Source organism: Carboxylicivirga sediminis, assembly GCF_018156225.1.
GTDB classification, from domain to species: Bacteria; Bacteroidota; Bacteroidia; order Bacteroidales; family Marinilabiliaceae; genus Carboxylicivirga; species Carboxylicivirga sediminis.
This window is the reverse complement of the sequence record NZ_JAGTAR010000007.1, coordinates 41737-62412: the sequence shown is the minus strand read 5'-3', so window position 1 is coordinate 62412 and position 20676 is coordinate 41737. Positions and strand designations below refer to the sequence as shown.

Below are 20676 nucleotides of genomic sequence, written 5' to 3'. Positions count from 1 at the left end.
AATACTCCTATTCTTTTAAAGTCCTGAACTTTTGTGTATCGAAAGACCAAGTAATACCTTGATCATTCTTAATTTTAATTCGATAATAATACTCTGTATCGGCTTGCAGTTCTTCAAGACAAAAGGATTGCTTTCCATAGGTCATTTCAATTGATTTATTATTTTCCCACTTATCTTCTTTTGTTAAGCCTTCTTCCCTGCCCCAGAACAGGTATCCCTGAGCGTTAGTTCCTAAATCTAAAATGGTCAGTGATAATTCAGCTGAATTAGCTGTAATATTTTGGACAGTACCATCTTCAAATGTAGCAGGCATCCTGTATAATTCAGCCAGATAGTCTCCCTTCAGGTAATAAGGCACCGGATCCGGATTACTCAATGTAACTGTTTTAGCAGGTGTTCCAACTTCACCCCATCCTCCCATCTGCATCGAAAATTTATTACCGACCGTACGCCAATTGCGATAACTAAGTTCATTAACTGAAGAACTACCAATCAGTTTATTTATCGGATACCAGTTTTTATCTGTATCCATCTGCCAGCCTCGGTATTGGGTTTCTCTCAATTCATGGCCACTACGTTCTGTAGATGCAGGTCCTGCAACTTCAACAAATGCACCTGTTTCAAGGTACTTAGTGGCTCCTGTCTTATTGTATTTTTTTCCACATCCATAAAGTTTCCAATGACTATCAACAGGATCTAAGTAATAACTCCAATACGTATTATATATTTCTCCCGGTTGCATTCTTACTGCAACAACCTGAGTATTAGTTTCAACATCCATATAAGGGTGGTTTCCACGAGGTTTAACACCTGTCCCCTCATGCCCGTAAGCTCCGAATGTCAGGCCGGGACCAACAGCTATCAAATGGCTCTCCTGGTAAAATGGTGGCACCTGATCATTCTGGCCATATGACCACAATGAAAAGTTATAGCCCCCAAAGGTTCTTGTATCAAGAGACCACGGAGAGCCCGTATAACCAAAAGGAGTTGTTATTGGCTGATAACAGTTAACGGATCTATTCATGACCGTGAGCTCATGTACACAGATTTCAACAGGGTTTGTACTTTCGGTTTGCCATTTGCCATGAACAGCAAATGGTCGATATCGACGCATCTCAATTTTGGCATCTTTCACAGCTGAACCAATCAGGTGTACATTTTTTAGTTGGCCGATCTCAGTCCCTTCACTTTTAGCCATTTTTATCTGGAGCTTCACCATATAAAAACCTGGTTTCACATCAACAAATTCAACCCCATTCTGAATTTCATATTTATCATCACCTCCTGTTGAAGTGATAATATGCGATTTTCGTTCATCGTTAAGGTAGACATATAGTTCAGATCCGTCCTGGCTATCGGGTAAACTCATTTCGGGATGAATAAAAAGATTTCCTTCCTTTTGAATGGTCACCCCGAATAAGATGGTGTCATTAGGCTGCTTCCACTTATAGATATAATCGTAAAACTCAAACTTATTGTATTCTTCTCCAGAGGATTTATCAACCAGGTGCGCGCTTAATGTCCCGACAGGCGAAAAAAAGCTTTCATTAGTAGTGAACGTTAGTGTGTCAGATACAATGGGCACATTTCCTCTTATACTTTCTTCAGAAATATCTGCATTATTACATTGGCAAAACATTAACAATAAAGCGATTTTACCAAGCATTCCAAACATGTATAATTTATTATTATATTTTAAGGAATAATCATTTTTCATGGGGTTGATTATTTAGGCCAAAAAGACAGAAGCATGGAATTACATGAATAATGGGTATGCAATTCCATACTCACTTTTGCCAGATCTCTTTTATTCCTTTACATTATTGTATACCTGCTAAAAAGCTAAGCTGATCAGCATCAAGTGCCGTTTCATAGATACGAACATCGTCAATTAATCCTTCGTATAAAGAACCACCTAACTGTGACCCAATATAAATGCCTGTTTCGCCAGCCACACCTGTATTAATAGCTGTGGTTGCCACTGAAGCATCTAATACACCATCAACGTATAATTTAACAGTACTCCCATCATAGGTATATGCAACATGGTGCCAGTTATTATCATTGACAATTGTTGCTGCATTCAGACCGCCTCCTTGCCACTCAAAGCGAATGACACCCGTGGACTGCATCTTAAATGATGCCCGGCTATATGTTCCTGATGCTCCCCAATGCACAAGACCACTTGTTGCTGCTGCATCTGTTTTAACCCAGCATGCAACCGTGCGAGCATTACTTCCATTTACTCCCGAATAATTTTCCAACTTCACATCCTGGCCTGCTGTGGCATTTAACTTTAATGCCATACCACCGTATTTTGATCTTGGCTCGTAACTAGAAGATCCGCCAGTACCTAGACCTCCTACTGAACCTTGGTTTTCAAGATTATTATCAAAGGTCATTTTTACTGTCGGCTTCACACCTTCTAAGTCAGGAATAACTAATGGGTTAACTTTTACGGTTTTTGTTATTTCGTCGGCACCAGCATCGTTACGAACGGTTAAAGTAACTGGTTGATCTCCTTCCGCAAGAAATTCTACTTCAACACTACTTTTATTACTGTATGTTGGATTACCACCCGGAATTCTCCATGTAAATAAAGATGGTTCATTGGTAGAGGCATCTGTAAAAGTAACTATCGTTCCTACTTCAACCGTCATATCATCATCATCTGACATAAAATCAGCAACAGGTTTTGCGCCAATATATGGCTTATCATCTTCTGAACATTGAATAAACAATAAGCTTATAATGCTTAATACTAGTATATATTTATATAATTTAATTTTTATCATGATCTCAAGGTTTTATTTTAAGCTCATGGTAAATTGATTCTTTAGAATCCTCATTATTTACCATCAATTACTCATATTTTTCGATAACCTGGCAGCTACCAATGTAACTGCCAGTAACATTGCTACTCCCAACCCGGATTTTGTTCTAAAGCATCATTTAGCACCAACTCTTCACTTGGAAGCGGAAATAAATAGTAATGCTCAGGGAATAAAGGAGGAGTACCTGGCACCAGTTGTATATACCCTTCGGCTGCACCACCTTGTATCGGAATTACTTTCTTATAATCACTTTGCTTGATCCAACGTCCTAACTTTGGTGCTGAGGCATAGCTCATTTTCTTCCATCTTCTAAGATCATCGCGTCGAAAACCTTCGCCCATTAACTCGATGGCACGTTCTCTACGTATCTCCCACAATATTTCATTAACTGAAGGGTCGCGCGTTGGATCAAAATCTGATGCAATAGCGGAAACATTCATCGCAGCTACCTCACCACGTTCTCTTAACTTATTGATGGTTTCATCCGCCACTGCCTGGTTAAACTCCCCGAGCTCAAATTTCGCTTCTGCATGGTTTATCAAAATTTCACCCATTCGGAAGATAGGTCCATCATTAAAGTCTCTCGACGATGTTCGGTAACTCACATTACTGAAGTATTTCCAGAAACGGTACCCAGATGCTGTCTGCGTAGGTAATAACCCTTCGAAATTTGGTACTTCTGTTGTTATTCTGTCAGACCAGTTACGATCTGGTAAAAATTTATACTGAGTTTCCATGCTATTTCCATCTGCACCACTAACACGTGCCATTTCATCTATCCATTCTTCATCAGCTGGATTCCCAGTGGGTGTCCAAACGCCAGTGCCTGATGAATTAACTTTATATGGCGGAGGGGTCATAATTAACAATCGTGTATCACGATCTCTAAATTCAGCATAGGCATCTTTATCACCCTGATATAAAGGGCTATTCCAAATAGTTTGTCCATCTTTACACAAAAACTTGTCAACTCCCTTGCGCGTCACATCATATTTATGGTTGGTTGAACGCGTATTGGTTGACATAATATGGTAACCAGCATCATCTTCAATGTAATGACGATACAAAATTATACCTGGTTTACCTTGTAAATCTTCACTGTTAAAAATCTGATCATAAACAGGTATTAAATCTGGATAATCAACGATCAGCTTCTCTGATGCGGCAATACTGGCTTCCAAGAATTTTGTATAGTCATCCAAACCATGATATTTACGCCAGGTTCCTTCGAATAAGCCAAAACGAGAAAGCAATGCTCTTACGACATTTGAATTAATTGTATTTTCACCGTCACCTTCTTCTTTTACGCTTTCAACAGCTTCTTTCAAATCTCTTAAAATATTATCTGCCACCACATCGCGTGAGGCTCTAGGTCCAAACAGTATATCTGCATCGGCATCGGTTAATGCGTTTTCAACCCATGGTACACCACCAAACTTAGCTAACAGTTTCATGTACTCATAGGATCTAAAAAACAAACCTACCCCTCGCCAGTGAGCCTTTTCTGCATTTGACATGTTGGCATTTGGTACATTGTCAATTAATAAATTTGCCCTGCGTATGCTCTCGTACCTATTCGTCCAATCCATATCTGTTGCCGGAATATTTGTACGCTCCCATAAATAGGCATCTCCATTAGTGGCATAGCCATTTTCAATTAAGTCACCACTTGCATCCCATGAAAGAGGAGTATAGTAACTGCCATTTTGTCCACCCATTGGATAAGGGTTAAGATTCTCATAAAACCCCCAGGCAAATACTTTACAATTGTCGTAGGTTGAAAACATTGTCGCTTCAGACAATTCATCTTTTGGTGCCAGGTTCAGAAAATCGTCGTTACACCCAACATTAAACAGCAACAGTAAAAAGAGTACTGATATATATTTTATTTGTCTCATTTCTTTCAGTTTTTAAGATTTAGAATGTCAGATTTAAGCCCATAGAGAAATTGCGCATAAATGGGTATGCTCCATTGGCACTTTGATCCGGATCCATTCCCTTAGGCAGATGATCAAATGTGTAAATATTATCGCCTGCCACAAAAACCCTTAGGTTATTAATCCCGATTTTATTCACTATACCTTTAGGAATAGTATAACCAAGCGTAATATTTTGAATTCTTAAGTAGCTACCATCAGATAAATATTTCGTTTGTGTATAACGATTACGGCCATAATTACTATTGGTATTACCTTCTGGATTTCCATATATTCTTGGATAAAAAGCATCCTGATTATCAGGTGTCCAATAATCGAGCTGATGTGCATAAATATGATCAAACTGGCTTGGATAAGGCCAAATCAGATCTGAATTCAAGTTCAAATCACGTTTACCAACGCCGCTTAATACAAATGAGAAATCAAAACCTTTATATTCGGCAAATCCATTGACACCAAACTGGTATTTACGAGTGTTGTTGCCAATTACTTTACGATCGCCAGGTCCGGTATGAGGTATTAAATTGCCTTCCTCATCGAATTCAGGATAGATGGTTCCATTTCCAGTATTAATAACACCATCACCATTTAAATCTTTGTATTTTACATCACCTGGCAATGGTGTTGGGGCATTCTCAATATATACTACACCCTCTTTCAACTCACGGTTATCACCATAAAGATGTGCATCCAATGTACCTTCAATAAAATCGTCTGCTGTATAATAGCCATCTGTCACATAGCCCCAAATTTCACCTATTTTCTGTCCCACATAATACTGGTTAATCAAGCCTCCTTCATTTAGAAACTTCGTAATTTTACCATCAGAATTAGAAAGGTTGACATTGATACCATACCGCAGTTGGCCAATGCGATCATTCCATTTCAATTCTACTTCCCATCCTCGCACCTCTAAATCCGCGATGTTTTGTTTAGGAGCATCGGTACCCAACACAGCTGGCAATTGTACACCGGCATTGAGCATTCCTAAAGTTTTACGTGAATATAAATCCACATTGGCTCCCAGACGATTATCGAAGAAGCTTACATCTAAACCAACATTGGTCGTCTGTACTTTTTCCCAGGTAAAACCGCCGCTCACCAATTGAGCAGGATTAAAGGAGGTATAACGCATGTTTAAGCTACGGTCAATCCAATATGGATTATACTGCTCATAGCCGGCAATGTATGGGTAATAATCGCGTGCGCCATTGGTCCGAACCAATTGGTTACCAATCTCCCCCCAGGAGGCACGCAGCTTAAACATTGACAGGGCATTGAATGAGGACATAAAACCTTCTTTGGCTATATTCCATCCTCCAGATACAGAAGGTAGTAAGACAAAACGATCATCTTCGGCAAAACTCGATGAACCATCGTAACGACCGTTAACTTCGATGAAGTACTTATCGTTGTAGTTGTAATTAATTCGTCCGAAATATCCTAAAACAGCCCAATCGTAATAGTTATCGCCTCCATCAAACTCCCCGAGCCCAAGGTTAAGCGAAGGCTGATCAACTGTTATTAATGTATTTCTATTTACATTAAAGGCATTATAAGTCTTCTTCTCACGGTTATAACCTGCTAAAAAGTTTAGGGAGTGACTATTGAAGTTCACTTTATACTTTGCGTAAATATTTAATCCATGGTACACATTGTCGGAAGTACTGCGAAAGAGCTTAGTATTATCGTAGCGCTGCTGAGGGGTACTGTTTTCAACAAACTTAAACGAACTGGCAAATCCAGCTTGTTCCTCTACCCTGCTATATTTATAATACCCTTTTTCAAAGGTATATTCGCCTGTTAATGTTAGGTTCTTTATCACATCCAACTCCAGTTTCTGAAAAATTCGAATATTATCATTATTAGTAATACCTGGTTCTGAATAACGAACCACATTTCCCGGCGTATCAAAAGGCAGCACATTACTTGTTGAAAGCCCCAAAACTCCAGTAGGATCAAGTAAATCTATGTGACCAATTGGATCAAACATTCTTAATTGGATCGCATTGCTATACTGAGCTTGTGGCTGCGATCGCAGACTACTCCTAAAGATAATATTTGTTGATGATCTCAAACGCGCTGTTAAATCAGCATTCAGCAAGGCATTAACATTAAAGTTCTCGTACGAATCTTTATCTGTTACCATAACTCCGTCCTCATAGCTATATCCGGCATTAACACGATAACTAATTTTTTCAGCACCACCACTCATAGTGAAGTTATGGATAGTGGAATAACCAAAATCATTCAAAAAATCACCAATCACATCAGTGTCTGCCAATGGGTAATACTGACCAGATTCGTCAACAACAATGGCATAATCCTTTCCGCTAACCGGGTCTTTTACATAGGTGAGTTGTTCAGGATTATTTTCATATGTATCCAAATATGATGACCAGGTATCTACATCCTGTCCGGCAAAATACTCATATACCCCAAAATCCTGAAGCGCATCCACAAACTGTCGTGTTGTAGCCTTCTCAGGAAGTTCCATTGGCGAGCTTAAGCTGGTTGTAGTAGCGTATTGAAACTTCATTGGTTGATTCTTTTCCGCACTTTTTGTGGTAATCAATATAACACCGAATGCAGCTCTAGCACCATAGATGGATGATGCTGCAGCGTCTTTGAGTACTGACACTGACTCAATATCACGCGGATTAATATCATTCAAGTCATCAATTGGCACGTTATTAACCAATACTAATGGCGAGCCACCATTGATAGACGTCATTCCCCTGATATTAAGACTGGTTGATGTACTACCTGGCTGTCCAGAGCTTGATACAACTTGTAAACCTGCTGATACACCCTGTAATGCCTGGGCTGAATTTGTTATTGGACGATCTTTGACAATCTGATCCATTTTCACAAAAGAAGTTGCACCAGTAATATTCTCCTTTTTGGCAGAACCAAATCCTACTACAACAACCTCGTCTAATCCTCTTATATTTTCAAGTAACACAATATCAATTGTGCTGCGGGCTGCCACCTGCACAGTTTGCTTCTCAAAGCCGATATAAGAAAAAGTAATCTGAGCTTCTTCTGAACTAACTGTTATTGCGTACTTTCCATCAATACCGGTAATAACCCCATTGGTAGGATTTCCCTCTTCAAACACATTTACACCTGGTAGTGGTTCGCCTGTGTTATCAGTAACAATACCTACAATTGTTAACATCTTTTGCTGCTGGTTACTCTGAATTTGAGGTAAAGCGGCATGCAAGATAATTTTGTTATCTACAATTTTGTACACAATATTCGTTCCTTCCAGCAGTCCATCGAGTAACTCCACAATACTCTGATTCTTACCTTGTAACGCAACAACTTGGTTTACATCAATGGTGGCATCATTGTATACAAAGGAATAGTCACTTACTTCTTCTATTTGACGTAGCACATCCTTAATAGAAGACCTCATGGTTTTAATATTGATTTCGTTCTCTTGTGAATAAACACTTGCGGATATTGGCATGAGGCCAATTAAAAGTATACAGGTTATTAATTTCATAATCCGAAACCATCTCAACAAGGTATAATTCTCCCTGCTGACGTTAAACATCAGTTTTTTTTTCATAGATTTGAATTGTTATTGTTAATAATACCTCGTGTTGTAGCACGAGTGTTAAACATTGGGAAGTGTTGTAGCACTTCCCTTTTCTTTACTTCATTACTGTTTGGTTATTCGTACATTTCGTTCATTGATAGTATATTGTATTGGTGCAACCACTTTAATTAGTTCCATTACTTCGGTAAGACTTTCGTGCGTTATGGTTAGGGTAAATCGCTCAGAAGTAAATAATTCTTCATCCAGTTCTATGTGAACACCATACCACCTCTCCAGCTTTCTTACTACCTCAATAAAGGTATTGTCATCAAATATGAGCTTATTGTTGGTCCAGGCAGTATAGAAACTAACGTTTGTCTCTTCCATTTTCACTGCCTGCAATTCTTTATTATAAATACATTGTTGTCCTGGCTTCATTAACCATTCTTTGCCACTGGCATGCACTTTTACACCAACACTTCCCTCCTCAAGCGTTGTTTCAATGATCCTTTCATCCTTATAGGAATACACATTAAAACGGGTTCCATAAACGACTAAATCAATACCATATGTCTGTACAATAAAAGGTCGCTCTTTATCCTTGGCCACATCAAAAAAAGCTTCACCATCCAGCGTCACAATTCTTTTATTGTCGTCTACATCATATTTATAAGTTAGTTCAGTGCCTGAGTTTAGCCAAACCCTGGTGCCATCCTGCAATACCACCTGGCTTTTCTGTCCCGGGGGTGCAATTACACTAAGCTTTTGATTATTGAACTCAGTTTGTGACTGATTCATCAGTAAACGAGCCATTGATCCCACCATTAATAACAAGGTGATAATAGCTGCTACACTCAGCCAGTTGTACTGGCGGCTTGTTAGCATCCTTATTTTACCTGACTTTTGTTTAGACTGAATGCGGTTCTTTAATTGCTTCCAGTTAGCATCTGTATCATATATCCAACCTTTAACACTAATGTCGGCAAACTGATAGCTTTCGTTAAACTCATTAAAGAGCTGCTTATTTTCATCCGACTCTTTCAACCACTCCGATAATTTTTGTAATTCATCATCCGTGGCAGTTTTGTCAAAAAACCGAACCATAAGGTTTCTGTAGTCTATATCTTCCTTCATTTTTTGCCTTTCTTACAGGTAGTACAATGAAGAAGAGTTTTACCCCTACATGAAAATTAAAAAAATGTAAATAAAGATTAAATAAAGGTCAACAATACTGTAGTAAGGTATTCCTTCAACTCTTTACGGAATACTTTTAAGGCACGCCCTATCTGCGTTTCAACTGTTTTCACCGAGATATTAAGTTCCTCAGCAATTTCTTTGTGTTTTTTCCCTTCATGCCGACTCATCAGAAAGATTTTACGACATTGTGCGGGCAGAGAATCAATGACCTCCTGTGTTTTAATGTCTATTTCTTTGGCCAGTAAAGAATCATGAGAGTCCACAAAATCACCCTGCAGATAGGCTGATTTAATCACATTTAAGTACTTATCCTCAACCTGAGAGTGTTTAATAATATTTAAACTCTTGTTCTTGGCCAGCTGAAAAAGGTAAGCAGTTATTGATTTATGAGCATTAAGTTCGGCCCTGTTTTTCCAGATGCTATAAAAAACTTCCTGAACCACCTCTTGTGTTGCTTCATAGTCATTGAGGTATTTATTGGTGAATGCACACAACTTCCTGAAATATCTGTGATAGAGTAATTCAAATGCCTGATCATCACCTTTTTTTAATCGCCTGATAGTATCTTCTTCGTGTATGCCCACTCGCCATTTACCTTTTAGAGAGTGCGCAATTTAACGATTTTTAAGAAAACATCTTAACACGATCCGAAATTCAGGGGTGATATGCTAACCACTACAAACATACGCCTTCGCAATGAACACGCTGGTAAATAGGGGTTTCACTAAATTGCTGATGCCACTCTTCTTTCGAATAAGTATATAAAGAAAGTGATTGGCCGGATTGTATTTCCACCTTATAGCGTGCATCCATGTATTGCTGTTCCAGACTAAAATCCACCTTCTCATTGGTGAATACATATACTTGTATTTCTTCATGCAAACCTGTTCCCTGAGGAAACAATATAATGACCTCAGCATAGGGATCCAAAGCCTGAATATGCGCCTTTATTAATTCGGAAATATCACCTGATGTCTTATTCATGGTGGCAAAAATAATATTTAAGTCCATCAATAAGACAATTAACGGAGCTAATACGCGTACCCCAAAGCCGCATTATTCTTACGTTTGCGCATAAGTAACACTATTCCATTACATAAACACGCTTCACTCTCCGGCTAATACTGGTTAAAATTTCGTAGGGAATCGTGTCTAGTTTTTCAGCCACTTCGCTGATGCTGATGCCTGCTCCAAAAATTTCTACTTCGTCACCTTCCTGAACATGTATTTGTGTTACATCAGCCATACACATATCCATACAGATATTGCCGATAACGGGTGCTCTATGCCCATTAATCAATACCTGTCCCACACCGTTACTCAAACGGCGATTATATCCATCAGCATAACCAATGGGAATGACTGCAATGCGCCTAGCTGATTCTGCCTGTCCTTTGCGGCTGTAGCCAACTGTTTCACCGGCCGTTACCTCTTTTATCTGCGACACATACGATTTTAAGGTATTCACCTGCTTCAGTGCTTCATCATGGATAGCTGACACTCCATACATACCAATACCCAGACGCACCATATCAAACTGCGCATCGGCGAACCGTTCAATACCGGCTGAATTAAGCAGGTGACGTATAAATCCACGTCCTAAGCCATTTTGCATGGTTTCGCATGCCTGCTTAAAACGGTCTATCTGCTTTTGAGTAAACCCATCATGAAGGGCTTCATCACTGCCTGCCAGATGCGAAAATACACTGCTCACCATCAGCTGATGGGTGCTTCTTAGTTGTTCTATCAGCTGAGGTATTTCAGAAGGCACAAAACCCAGGCGGTTCATACCGGTATCTATCTTAATATGGACAGGCACATTGGTTAATCCTTGCCGCTGCACGGCAGTTAAATAGGCATCCAATACCTGAAAACTATAAATCTCCGGTTCCAGCTCATATTCGAGCATCATAGGGAAACTGCTCAGTTCCGGATTCATCACAATGATGGGCAATGTTATGCCTGCTTTGCGCAGTTCAATGCCTTCGTCGGCGAAGGCCACTCCCAGGTAATCAACTTTTTGATGCTGCAACAGGTTGGCTATTTCAAAGGCGCCTGTTCCGTATGAGAAAGCTTTGACCATGGCCAACAACCGGGTTTCTTTCTTCAGTTTCGACCTGAAATACTGAACATTATAAGCCAATGCATTGAGATTAATCTCCAATACTGTTTTGTGCCGACGCTGCTCCAATAAAGCCGAGATCTGTTCAAAAGCAAACTGACGCGATCCTTTCAGTAATATGGCCTCATTTTTATAACTATTCACATCCACTTTCGCCAAAAAATCGGCTGTTGTGCGGTAGGCATTAACACCATCCATGGCGGTATAGAGATGCTCGCCAATGCCAATCAGCTTCTCAACACCTTTTTCGTTAGCCAACTTTTGAATCTGTGCATAAAGTTCCTGATGGTGCATGCCACTCTGATAAATATCTGATAGGATCAGTGTTTTGGATAAACCACGCTTGGCACCCATCTGGTTCAGAAAATCGAGCCCCAACTCCAAAGCAGTCAGGTCGGCATTATATCCATCATCAATCAGCAGGCAATTGTTAATGCCTTCCTTCTGCTCCAGTCGCATGGCAATGGCCTGCAGTTTGGGCACTTCGTTAATAACATTCTGCAGCGGAAGCTCCAACTCTAATGCCACCAGTACAACCAACAGCAGGTTATCAATGGCTATCACATCCTGGTAAGGAAAATGCAGAGTAAAAGGCTGTCCATTCCAGCTAAGCTGAAGTACCGCACCTTCGGAACCTGAATCCTGCAACAGTAGTTGCAATGCATTACCATCACCTTTACCACAGCTAAGCAATTTCTTTTCAGGATAACGACTTAATAATGCTTCACCAATCAGCGCATCATCACCGTGAAAAAAAATGGTGTGAGCCGATTCAAAAAGCTTTAATTTCTCTTCCAGCTTCTCATCAATAGAAGCAAAATTCTCCTGATGAGCGCGACCAATATTGGTGAAAATGCCAAAATCGGGGGCAATGCAATCGGCCAAAGCTTTCATCTCTCCTGGTTGAGAGATACCCGCTTCAATAATAGCCATTTCTATATCCTGCTCCATCATCCAGATGGATAGAGGCACACCTAGCTGGCTATTAAAACTACGAGGAGAACGCCCTACTCTGTAATGACTTTCGAGTAAACGTGCCAGCCACTCTTTCACAATGGTTTTGCCGTTGCTACCAGTAATACCAATAAAAGGTATAGTCAATGATTGCCTGACAGCCGCTGCAATGGCCTGCAGGCCAGCAACCGTATTATTACAGATAATAAAGCCGGCATCGGGGTATACGGAATAGTTTACCTGCGCCTGTTCTTCAACCAGAAAAGCTCTCATCCCTTTTTCGTATAATTCCGGGATGTAAACATGGCCATCATTATTGACACTTTTAATAGCCACAAACAATGTTTGGTCAGCAACGAATGTCTTACGACTGTCATAGGCAATTTTCTGAATCATTAAATCAGTATTGCCAATAACTTTTGCCGAAGACCATTTAGCCAGTTGACTGAGTGAATGAAACATATCAGGTATTTGCTTTCATGAAACAACAACGACACAAGGGCTCGTACTCGTTTTTCTCACCAAGTACCACCAGTTTTTCCTCCTTAGACAAACGATGCGAAAATTGCGCCAAATCGCCACATCGCATACAGATGGCATGCACTTTAGTAACATATTCAGCCGTTGCTAACAACGAGGGAATTGGCCCAAAAGGTTTGCCTTTGAAATCCATATCCAATCCCGCCACAATGACGCGAATGCCCTGATTGGCCAGCTGATGACAAACATTGGTGAGTCCGCTATCGAAAAACTGTGCTTCGTCAATCCCTACCACATTCACATTACTGCTCAGCAGCATAATATTGCCTGAGGACTCAACCGGTGTGGAACGAATTGCATTGGCATCGTGCGACACCACCTCTTCTTCACTATAACGCACATCCACCAATGGTTTAAATATTTCCACCTTCTGACGTGCTATTTTTGCGCGTTTCAGCCGACGTAATAACTCTTCGGTTTTACCCGAAAACATCGACCCTACAATGACTTCGATCCATCCTTTCTGTGAATCCCTATTGGCCTTATTTTCAAGAAACATTTAGCGTATCCTAATTTTTTAATTGCAATCGTTAACTTTGTCAGGTATGTAAAAACTGCTGTACTGCTATGGAAAAAGAAGCACTCATTGATATAATCCTGAATGACATTAAAGAAGTTCACGCATTGGTTAACACCTTTAAAGGTAAAAATGAGATCAATGCAGCTTTTATCAACTTAACCCGCACTAAAATAGCAAACATTAGTGAGGAGTTAAGCCTGTTGGAGCAACTTAATACTGAAAAAAAACAACTACTCAATACTGAATCATCGCTAACATCTGAAGCCCTTATGACTTCAAATGGCAATGATAGTGTGGCTTATGCCGAATCATCAAGCCGTTTTGCCGAGGGCGAATCATATAGTGCAATCGAGGCTGTTGACATTGATAATGATGATGCCGGCACAGCAACTAAAACTGACGAAGAAACAATAGCTGCTGCAGGTCAAACAAGCGCTGCTGACACACAAACAAAGGCAAGTGAACCTCAAGCATTGAAGGCTGACAAGCAAACAATCGCTCCCGCAAGTGAAGCAAAGGCATCTGACACTGAAACAATGGCAGCTGTTAATACAACAATGTCAGATGAACACGTAACATTGGAGAATGACAGTCAAACAAATCATCCTGAAAGTGAATCAAATACCACTGACAAGCCTACAGAGATGAATGTAAATACTCCAACAACCTCAAGCAATGCTATGAAAGGGGCTAAACCAGCCTCCAAAGCATCGGTATTGGGTGAAGTGATTCGAAAAGAAGGCGCATCAGTCAATGAGGCCATTGCCAGCCGCAAAGAATCAGTAGAAGATATCAAGCAAATTGGCAAACCCGTTGATGATGTCAGAAAAGCTTTTGGTTTAAATGATCGCTTCTACTATCAGCGCGAGCTATTCAGCAACAATGCCGACTTGTTTAACCAAACACTGGAACAAATAAACCATCTGGACTCATACGATTCGGCTATCAGTTTTTTACGTTCGAACTATAACTGGCCAGCAGATAATGAAGCCAGTGAATCCTTTTACAAAAGTATAAAAAGACGTTTTATTTAATGGTAATCTGTTAATGCCTTTACCTGCTAATTTGAATTGAGATTTCGGGGCAATTGTACAGATGAACAAATGAGCAACTCAACAATCTGATAAATGAGCAAACTATATATAGTTCCAACACCTATTGGCAATCTGGAAGACATAACCTTAAGAGCCATTCGCATATTGAAAGAAGCGGATTTTATATTGGCTGAGGACACACGCACCACAGGCTTTCTGTTAAAGCACCTGGATATTTCTACACGCATGTTTTCGCATCATAAATTTAACGAGCACTCGTCTGTTGATAAGGTGGCAGAACGACTAAAAGCTGGTGAAACAGGCGCTTTGGTTTCTGATGCCGGTACACCGGCCATATCAGATCCGGGATACCTGATGGTCAAAAAATGTGTTGAAGAAGGCATTGAGGTAGAATGTTTGCCTGGTCCAACAGCCTTTGTACCGGCATTGGTCAATTCAGGCTTACCAAATGACCGCTTTTGTTTTGAAGGATTTCTACCACAAAAAAAGGGCAGAAAAACAAGACTGGAACTATTGGCAGAAGAAACACGCACTTTGGTGTTTTATGAATCGCCATTCAGGTTGGTAAAAACCCTTGGCCAATTTATTGAACATTTCGGCGCAGATCGAAAAGCCTCGGTATCCAGGGAGCTAAGTAAGCTTCACGAAGAAAACAAGCAAGGAACGCTCGATGAACTTATGCAATATTTTTCATCAAAGACCGTTAAAGGAGAGATAGTTGTGATTGTTGAGGGGAAAAGTGAAGAGAAAAAGAAGAAGGAACATAAACAAGTAAAAACCAATTCACATTAAGTCATCATAAAAACACTTAAACACTTTGCAAATGAGATATTTACTTACCCTTTCGCTGCTACTGGCACTGTTTGGCTGTCAGCAAAAAAATGGCTCATCTGATTCTGATAAAGAAATGGATTCACTAAGAATGCTTTCAATGGAAAAAGATCGCCAGATGAACAACTTAGTAGCTGCCTTAATTGAAATAGATGATAACCTGCAGGCTATAAAAGAAAAAGAAAACCTGATAACACTGAATGTAGCCAGTAACGAAACAGGCGGTGAAGCGCTTGAAGAGCGAATCAACCGCGATATACAGGTAATATATGACCTGATGCTTCAAAATAAAGAACAGATAAGCAAGCTGGAAAAACAGCTGCAGCAATCAGGTGCTAACAATACCAATCTGAATAAGCTGGTGAAGCGACTTAATTCACAACTTAAAGATAAGACGGTTGAAATCATCAGGCTGCAACAAAAACTCGAAAGTCAGAGTTTACAGATTGATGATTTAAATTTCACCATCGAAGGCTTACAAATTGTTCTTGACTCTCTGGAAGGGGTAAAATACGCCACGCAACAAGCGCTTGACGAAACAACAGAAAAGCTGTACCGCGCCTATTATGTGTTTGGTACAAAAAAAGAATTGAAAGAGCAGGAAATATTATCGAATGATGGCTTCTTGAGCAAGGCAAAACTTCTGGCAGAAGGTTACTCGCAAGACTATTTCACAACCATCGACTATCGTGAGCTGGACTCATTGAATGTGTATATGGCAAAGGCTAAAATTCTTTCGAACCATCCTGAATCGTCATATACACTTGAAGCGAGTGAAGAAGGCGCAATGGTGCTTAAGATATCAGACAAGGAGAGTTTTTGGAGCATGAGTCGTCATTTAGTAATCCAGGTAAGTAAGTAATTTGATAACAAACGGGCTTCTCCACTCAACTAGAGCCTGTTAATTCGACTAATCAGATATGAAACAATACAAACATCTCTTTTTTGATCTGGACCATACACTTTGGGATTTCGAAGCTAATTCTGAAGCCACTTTAAAGGAGATGTTTGTATCCTATAAGCTATCGCGCTTTTTTAAAGATTACGAAGATTTTCATCAGCGCTACGAGGTACATAACCTCTATCTTTGGGCGCAGTACCGCAGAAACAAGGTGGATAAGAAAACGTTGAATACACAACGTTTCTACCTCCCCTTTGCCGAAGTGGGCTTTGATGATTTAACCGTAGCCAGGCAATTTGCCAGCGATTATCTTTCCATCAGCGCCACTAAAACACTTTTGTTTCCCAACACCCTGGAAGTACTGGAACAGCTACAAAAGGACTATCAACTGCACATCATCACCAATGGCTTTAAGGAGGTGCAGACACAAAAACTGAATAACAGCGGGTTACGCCAGTTCTTTACCAATATCTACATATCTGAGCTGATTGGTGTTCAAAAGCCCAACCGTTATTTCTTTGATTACACAGTTAAAAGCTGCCACGCCAAACGCAAAGAGTGTTTAGTTATTGGTGACAGTCTGGAAGCTGATATTATGGGTGCCAAAAAAGCAGGTATTGACCAGGTATTTTTTAACACCAAACAGGTTGCCTGTAAAGAAGACATCACCTATGAGATTAGTGATTTGAAAGAATTACTGGAGTTTTTGTAAAGACATACCGGGCCTTCAGCCCTCATATTCTCATTATACATCATAAAACAGGCCTTTGGCCTGTTCTGATACATTCCGCTCTTTCAGAGCTATTATATTAACTGTAACATTTTGCCTGAAAGGCAATAGTGTATCAAGACTGGTCGACAGACCTGTTCTAAACAGCCATAACTCTATGAGTGCTGAAGTCACGATATATTTAATCCCACACATATCGCTCATCAAACTCAACATTATATCTTTTGAGAAACTCGCGCAACTCATCTTTAAAATAGGTCCTCTGATGATGTTGCTTCTGCTTGAGGATATACTGTTTTACCGTTTCAACCTTAGAAGCACTTACTGAGAAAATAGCATAGCCATCCTGCCAAAAGAAATCCTGAATGCCCTTGCCCTTCATCCATTTAGAGGATGATGATTTAACCTTTGACACCAAAGAGGCAATGCTGAGTATTCGAGGTAGTGTAGCTAAAACATGGACATGTTCAGGATTGGCATATATCGCCTCAACATAAGAGCTTAATTGAGAAAATGTAGCAACCATATAGGCCTGAAGTTCTTTTCTTACTCCTTCATTTATCAATTCTTGACGCTGTTTTGTTGAAAAAACGATGTGAACATACACCTTGGATAATGATTGTGACATAATAAATTGGTTTGGTTGGATCCAATTTACATAAATATTTCTCAAATGACACATCGGGCCTTCAGCCCTCCAATTCACATTATGCAAAGTCAAACAGGCCTTTGGCCTATTCTGATACATTCCGCTCTTACAGAGCTGATTAATTAACGGTAATATCTTGCCAAAAGGCAAACAGCTAACAAAAGAGATTCAAGACGGCCTAAGGTAATATTGATACCTTAAGCCCTTTCAGGGCAACATCTTAATATTATCAAATTGCCTGAAAGGCAATAGCGTATCAAGACAGGTCGACAGACCTGTACTAACCAGCCATAACTCTATGAGTGGTGAAGGCACGACATGTTTTGCTTTACCGGCGCAATATCCAATTCCTCCAAAAGCTGCTCCCTGGCAAACACTTCTCTGACTGAACCATCGGCTTTCAATTGTCCATTTTGCATTATCAAAGCTCTGTCGGCCCATTCATGAGCAAACTGTGAATCGTGCGTACTTACAATAACTGTTTTTCCACTTTCGCTTAACTGGCTTAAAACAGCCAGTAAACGTTGCGATTGACGATAATCCAACCAGGCAAAGGGCTCGTCAAGCATCACAATCTCCGGCTCCATGGCCAACACACCAGCCAGCGCCACCTGTTTCTTTTGTCCATAACTTAAGGTATGAACAGCCTTCTTTCTCAGCTCACTTATGCCGGTTAACTCCAAATACTCGGTGATGCGCTGCTGCACTTCCTCTTCTTTCAATCCTATATTTCGTAAGCCAAAAGCCACATCCTCATCAACATGTGTTGCCACCACCTGCACATCCGGATCCTGAAACACATAGCCAATGCTGCGACACAGCTGCTGACGATGCTTTCGGCAATAGCGGAAGCGTTGACCCTTAATTAAATAATCGCCCTCATCCGGCTTGATAACACCAGCCAGCAACAGGCATAAGCTTGATTTACCGGAACCGTTACTACCCATTAAAACCACCTTCTCACCTTGCTTGATGGACAACGAAATTGCCTTTAAAGCTGTGATTCCTGATGGATACGTATATGCAATATTACAAAGTTGAATGACAGACATATCAAAACTGAATAAAAGATAACCCTACAAAACACATTACTACTCCCACAATCAGACAAATTCCAGCGTGCGAACTCTTTTCCCATTGCTCCGGACAATAGGTTCGCCCGTGATAAGCCCGCACCTGCATGGCCTGGTAGTTCTGAAGTGACAAACGCAAGCTTTTAATAAACACCGCCGACAGCATGCCGGCAAAGGACTGGAGGCCATTTCTGATTCCGGAATACCCTAAACGCTGACGCTGTGCCAACAACACTTCAGTGGCGCATTTCTTTACACCAAACAGATAGCGATACGACAAGATTAACAGCTCTATAAACACCTCAGGTATGCCGATACGACGGGCCAGGGTTATACCTTCAGCAAACGACAGGGAACAGATGGCTATTTGTATAGCAAACAGACCATTCAGAGCTTTCAAAGCAGTCATAGTGGCATGCATTAAGCTCTGAGAAGTGATATTCCACCAAACCTCCAATAACTCAAACTGCACAAATGCCTTAGGTGCCCTTTCTCCCGTTTCAGATATCAAACCTATTGTTCCGCCCAGGATGAAGGCAGCACCAAATAAAAGAAATCGCCATTTTTTGCTCCGGTTCCTTCTCCGCAAATGAATTAACAGCAAACCTGCCAATAACAGAAGTATCTGTGTGAGCCAGTGATGTATGCCAACAGCTAGCGCCAGCCAGGATACCACTAGCAACACTTTTTCGGTAGTTCCTTTTAACCAGGCATAAGCAATGGCGCTTCTATTTGTCATTGGCCGTTGCTTTCTTACCTCTTATATACCCAATGAAATAACACAATATGCCAGCTCCCAATGCTGCCTGTAGTGCAAAAAGCAAGCTCTCCGTTTCACCTCCTGGTGGCGCCCAGACAGATTCAAACCAGGGCGTATAACCTTCAGATTTATCAATAAGTTCAGACGCCATGGTGTCAGCACCACCAAACTCAGAATTACCTCCCATCCATAAAGCCAGTGTTGGAATAAGCAATATGCCTATCAGCAGCAAGTAATTTTGTCTTTTCAGGCTGTTAGCGTTTTTCATGAGCCAGTCCCTTCTTTTTAAATGATTTAACACTATTCATCGAAAAAATGGATGATGCTTTAATAAAGTCGTTCTGCACCAATATATTGATTACCATGACTGTTAAAAGCCCTTCCACAATAGCCACAGGCACCTGCGTTAAGCCAAAGATGCCAATAAACTTCAGAAACGCTCCCCATACACCGCTGGATGCATCGGGATGAGCCAAAGCCAACTGTACGGATGTTACCATGTAGGTGGCCAGGTTTCCGATGACCGTGGCGAAAAACAAAGCCACTCTCAACGAGCACCTGCTCTTTTTTAGAATTTTAAAAACCAGGACGGTAATGATTGGTCCCACACAAGCCATGGCAAAAGCATTAGCGCCAAGTGTAGTAATGCCACCATGTGCCAGTAAAAACACCTGGAAGAGCAATACGATGCATCCGACTACCGACATAGCCATAGGTCCAACCAGAGCGGCACCAAAACCCATTCCCGTAGCGTGTGAGCTACTTCCGGTTACTGATGGCAGTTTAAGCGAAGACAACACAAATGCGAAAGCCACCACCATCGCCAGTATCATTCTTCGCTCCGGTGACTGCGCCAGTTGTTGCCTGACGCTTTTGATGCCCAATAACAAAAAAGGTATAAACACCACACTCCAGGCAAGTGACCACTGAGCAGGTAAATAACCTTCCATAATATGCATGCCAAAGGCTTGCAATGGCATCAAAACCATCAGCAATACTAACCAATTAGCTTTAGTTATCATTAAT

The 20676-nt window shown here is 40.6% G+C and carries 19 protein-coding genes; 4 read left to right on the top strand and 15 right to left on the bottom strand.

Annotation, left to right across the window (positions count from 1 at the left end):
- Positions 1-7 precede the first annotated feature (7 nt).
- The 9 genes from KDU71_RS06260 to KDU71_RS06220 all read right to left on the bottom strand — a co-directional run bounded on the left by KDU71_RS06260 (position 8) and on the right by KDU71_RS06220 (position 13630).
- The gene (locus KDU71_RS06260) at positions 8-1717 is read right to left on the bottom strand and encodes a DUF3472 domain-containing protein (protein WP_212189062.1); all 1710 of its coding nucleotides are present in this window, start codon (positions 1715-1717) and stop codon (positions 8-10) included.
- A 103-nt stretch (positions 1718-1820) separates the two neighbouring features.
- On the bottom strand, positions 1821-2795 hold the full coding sequence (locus tag KDU71_RS06255; RefSeq protein ID WP_212189061.1) for a LamG-like jellyroll fold domain-containing protein: 975 nt from the start codon (positions 2793-2795) through the stop codon (positions 1821-1823).
- 122 nt (positions 2796-2917) lie between these two features.
- Positions 2918-4732, bottom strand: coding sequence for a RagB/SusD family nutrient uptake outer membrane protein (locus tag KDU71_RS06250; RefSeq protein ID WP_212189060.1), 1815 nt, complete (start codon positions 4730-4732; stop codon positions 2918-2920).
- Positions 4733-4751: 19 nt separating this feature from the next.
- Positions 4752-8192 (bottom strand): TonB-dependent receptor, encoded by a 3441-nt coding sequence (locus KDU71_RS06245; RefSeq protein ID WP_212189059.1) that lies wholly within the window; start codon positions 8190-8192, stop codon positions 4752-4754.
- A 249-nt stretch (positions 8193-8441) separates the two neighbouring features.
- Complete coding sequence (locus KDU71_RS06240) at positions 8442-9452, bottom strand: FecR family protein (protein ID WP_212189058.1); 1011 nt, start codon at positions 9450-9452, stop codon at positions 8442-8444.
- Between the two features lie 77 nt (positions 9453-9529).
- Positions 9530-10099, bottom strand: a complete 570-nt coding sequence (locus tag KDU71_RS06235; protein ID WP_212189057.1) for an RNA polymerase sigma-70 factor — start codon at positions 10097-10099, stop codon at positions 9530-9532.
- A 91-nt stretch (positions 10100-10190) separates the two neighbouring features.
- Entirely contained in the window at positions 10191-10526 is a 336-nt protein-coding gene (locus KDU71_RS06230; protein WP_212189056.1) for a hypothetical protein, read from the bottom strand.
- Between the two features lie 73 nt (positions 10527-10599).
- Entirely contained in the window at positions 10600-13053 is a 2454-nt protein-coding gene (locus tag KDU71_RS06225; protein WP_212189055.1) for a bifunctional UDP-N-acetylmuramoyl-tripeptide:D-alanyl-D-alanine ligase/alanine racemase, read from the bottom strand.
- A 1-nt stretch (position 13054) separates the two neighbouring features.
- Positions 13055-13630, bottom strand: coding sequence for a thymidine kinase (locus KDU71_RS06220; RefSeq protein ID WP_212189054.1), 576 nt, complete (start codon positions 13628-13630; stop codon positions 13055-13057).
- 68 nt (positions 13631-13698) lie between these two features.
- Between KDU71_RS06220 and KDU71_RS06215 the strand changes: the two genes are divergently transcribed.
- From KDU71_RS06215 to KDU71_RS06200, 4 genes are all read left to right on the top strand, one after another.
- Positions 13699-14685, top strand: a complete 987-nt coding sequence (locus KDU71_RS06215; RefSeq protein ID WP_212189053.1) for a hypothetical protein — start codon at positions 13699-13701, stop codon at positions 14683-14685.
- A 93-nt stretch (positions 14686-14778) separates the two neighbouring features.
- Entirely contained in the window at positions 14779-15498 is a 720-nt protein-coding gene (rsmI, locus tag KDU71_RS06210; RefSeq protein ID WP_212189052.1) for a 16S rRNA (cytidine(1402)-2'-O)-methyltransferase, read from the top strand.
- A gap of 31 nt (positions 15499-15529) precedes the next feature.
- Positions 15530-16399 carry a Cbp1 family collagen-binding glycoprotein adhesin gene (locus KDU71_RS06205; RefSeq protein ID WP_212189051.1) on the top strand — a complete coding sequence of 290 codons (870 nt, stop codon included), beginning with the start codon at positions 15530-15532 and terminating at the stop codon, positions 16397-16399.
- 58 nt (positions 16400-16457) lie between these two features.
- Positions 16458-17150, top strand: coding sequence for a YjjG family noncanonical pyrimidine nucleotidase (locus KDU71_RS06200; protein WP_212189050.1), 693 nt, complete (start codon positions 16458-16460; stop codon positions 17148-17150).
- A gap of 33 nt (positions 17151-17183) precedes the next feature.
- Here the strand turns inward: KDU71_RS06200 and KDU71_RS06195 are convergent, their stop codons facing one another.
- The 6 genes from KDU71_RS06195 to KDU71_RS06170 form a co-directional block, all read right to left on the bottom strand.
- A complete protein-coding gene (locus tag KDU71_RS06195; protein ID WP_212189049.1) occupies positions 17184-17372 on the bottom strand; it encodes a hypothetical protein in 189 nt (62 codons plus the stop codon).
- Entirely contained in the window at positions 17350-17796 is a 447-nt protein-coding gene (gene tnpA, locus KDU71_RS06190; protein ID WP_212189048.1) for an IS200/IS605 family transposase, read from the bottom strand. The genes KDU71_RS06195 and tnpA overlap by 23 nt, the downstream gene beginning before the upstream one ends.
- 317 nt (positions 17797-18113) lie before the next feature.
- Positions 18114-18869, bottom strand: a complete 756-nt coding sequence (locus tag KDU71_RS06185; RefSeq protein ID WP_212189047.1) for an energy-coupling factor ABC transporter ATP-binding protein — start codon at positions 18867-18869, stop codon at positions 18114-18116.
- Position 18870: 1 nt separating this feature from the next.
- Entirely contained in the window at positions 18871-19629 is a 759-nt protein-coding gene (locus KDU71_RS06180; RefSeq protein WP_212189046.1) for a CbiQ family ECF transporter T component, read from the bottom strand.
- Complete coding sequence (locus KDU71_RS06175; protein ID WP_212189045.1) at positions 19619-19918, bottom strand: energy-coupling factor ABC transporter substrate-binding protein; 300 nt, start codon at positions 19916-19918, stop codon at positions 19619-19621. Before KDU71_RS06175 ends, KDU71_RS06180 begins: the two co-directional genes overlap by 11 nt.
- The gene (locus KDU71_RS06170) at positions 19905-20672 is read right to left on the bottom strand and encodes an energy-coupling factor ABC transporter permease (RefSeq protein WP_212189044.1); all 768 of its coding nucleotides are present in this window, start codon (positions 20670-20672) and stop codon (positions 19905-19907) included. The genes KDU71_RS06175 and KDU71_RS06170 overlap by 14 nt, the downstream gene beginning before the upstream one ends.
- Positions 20673-20676 lie beyond the last annotated feature (4 nt).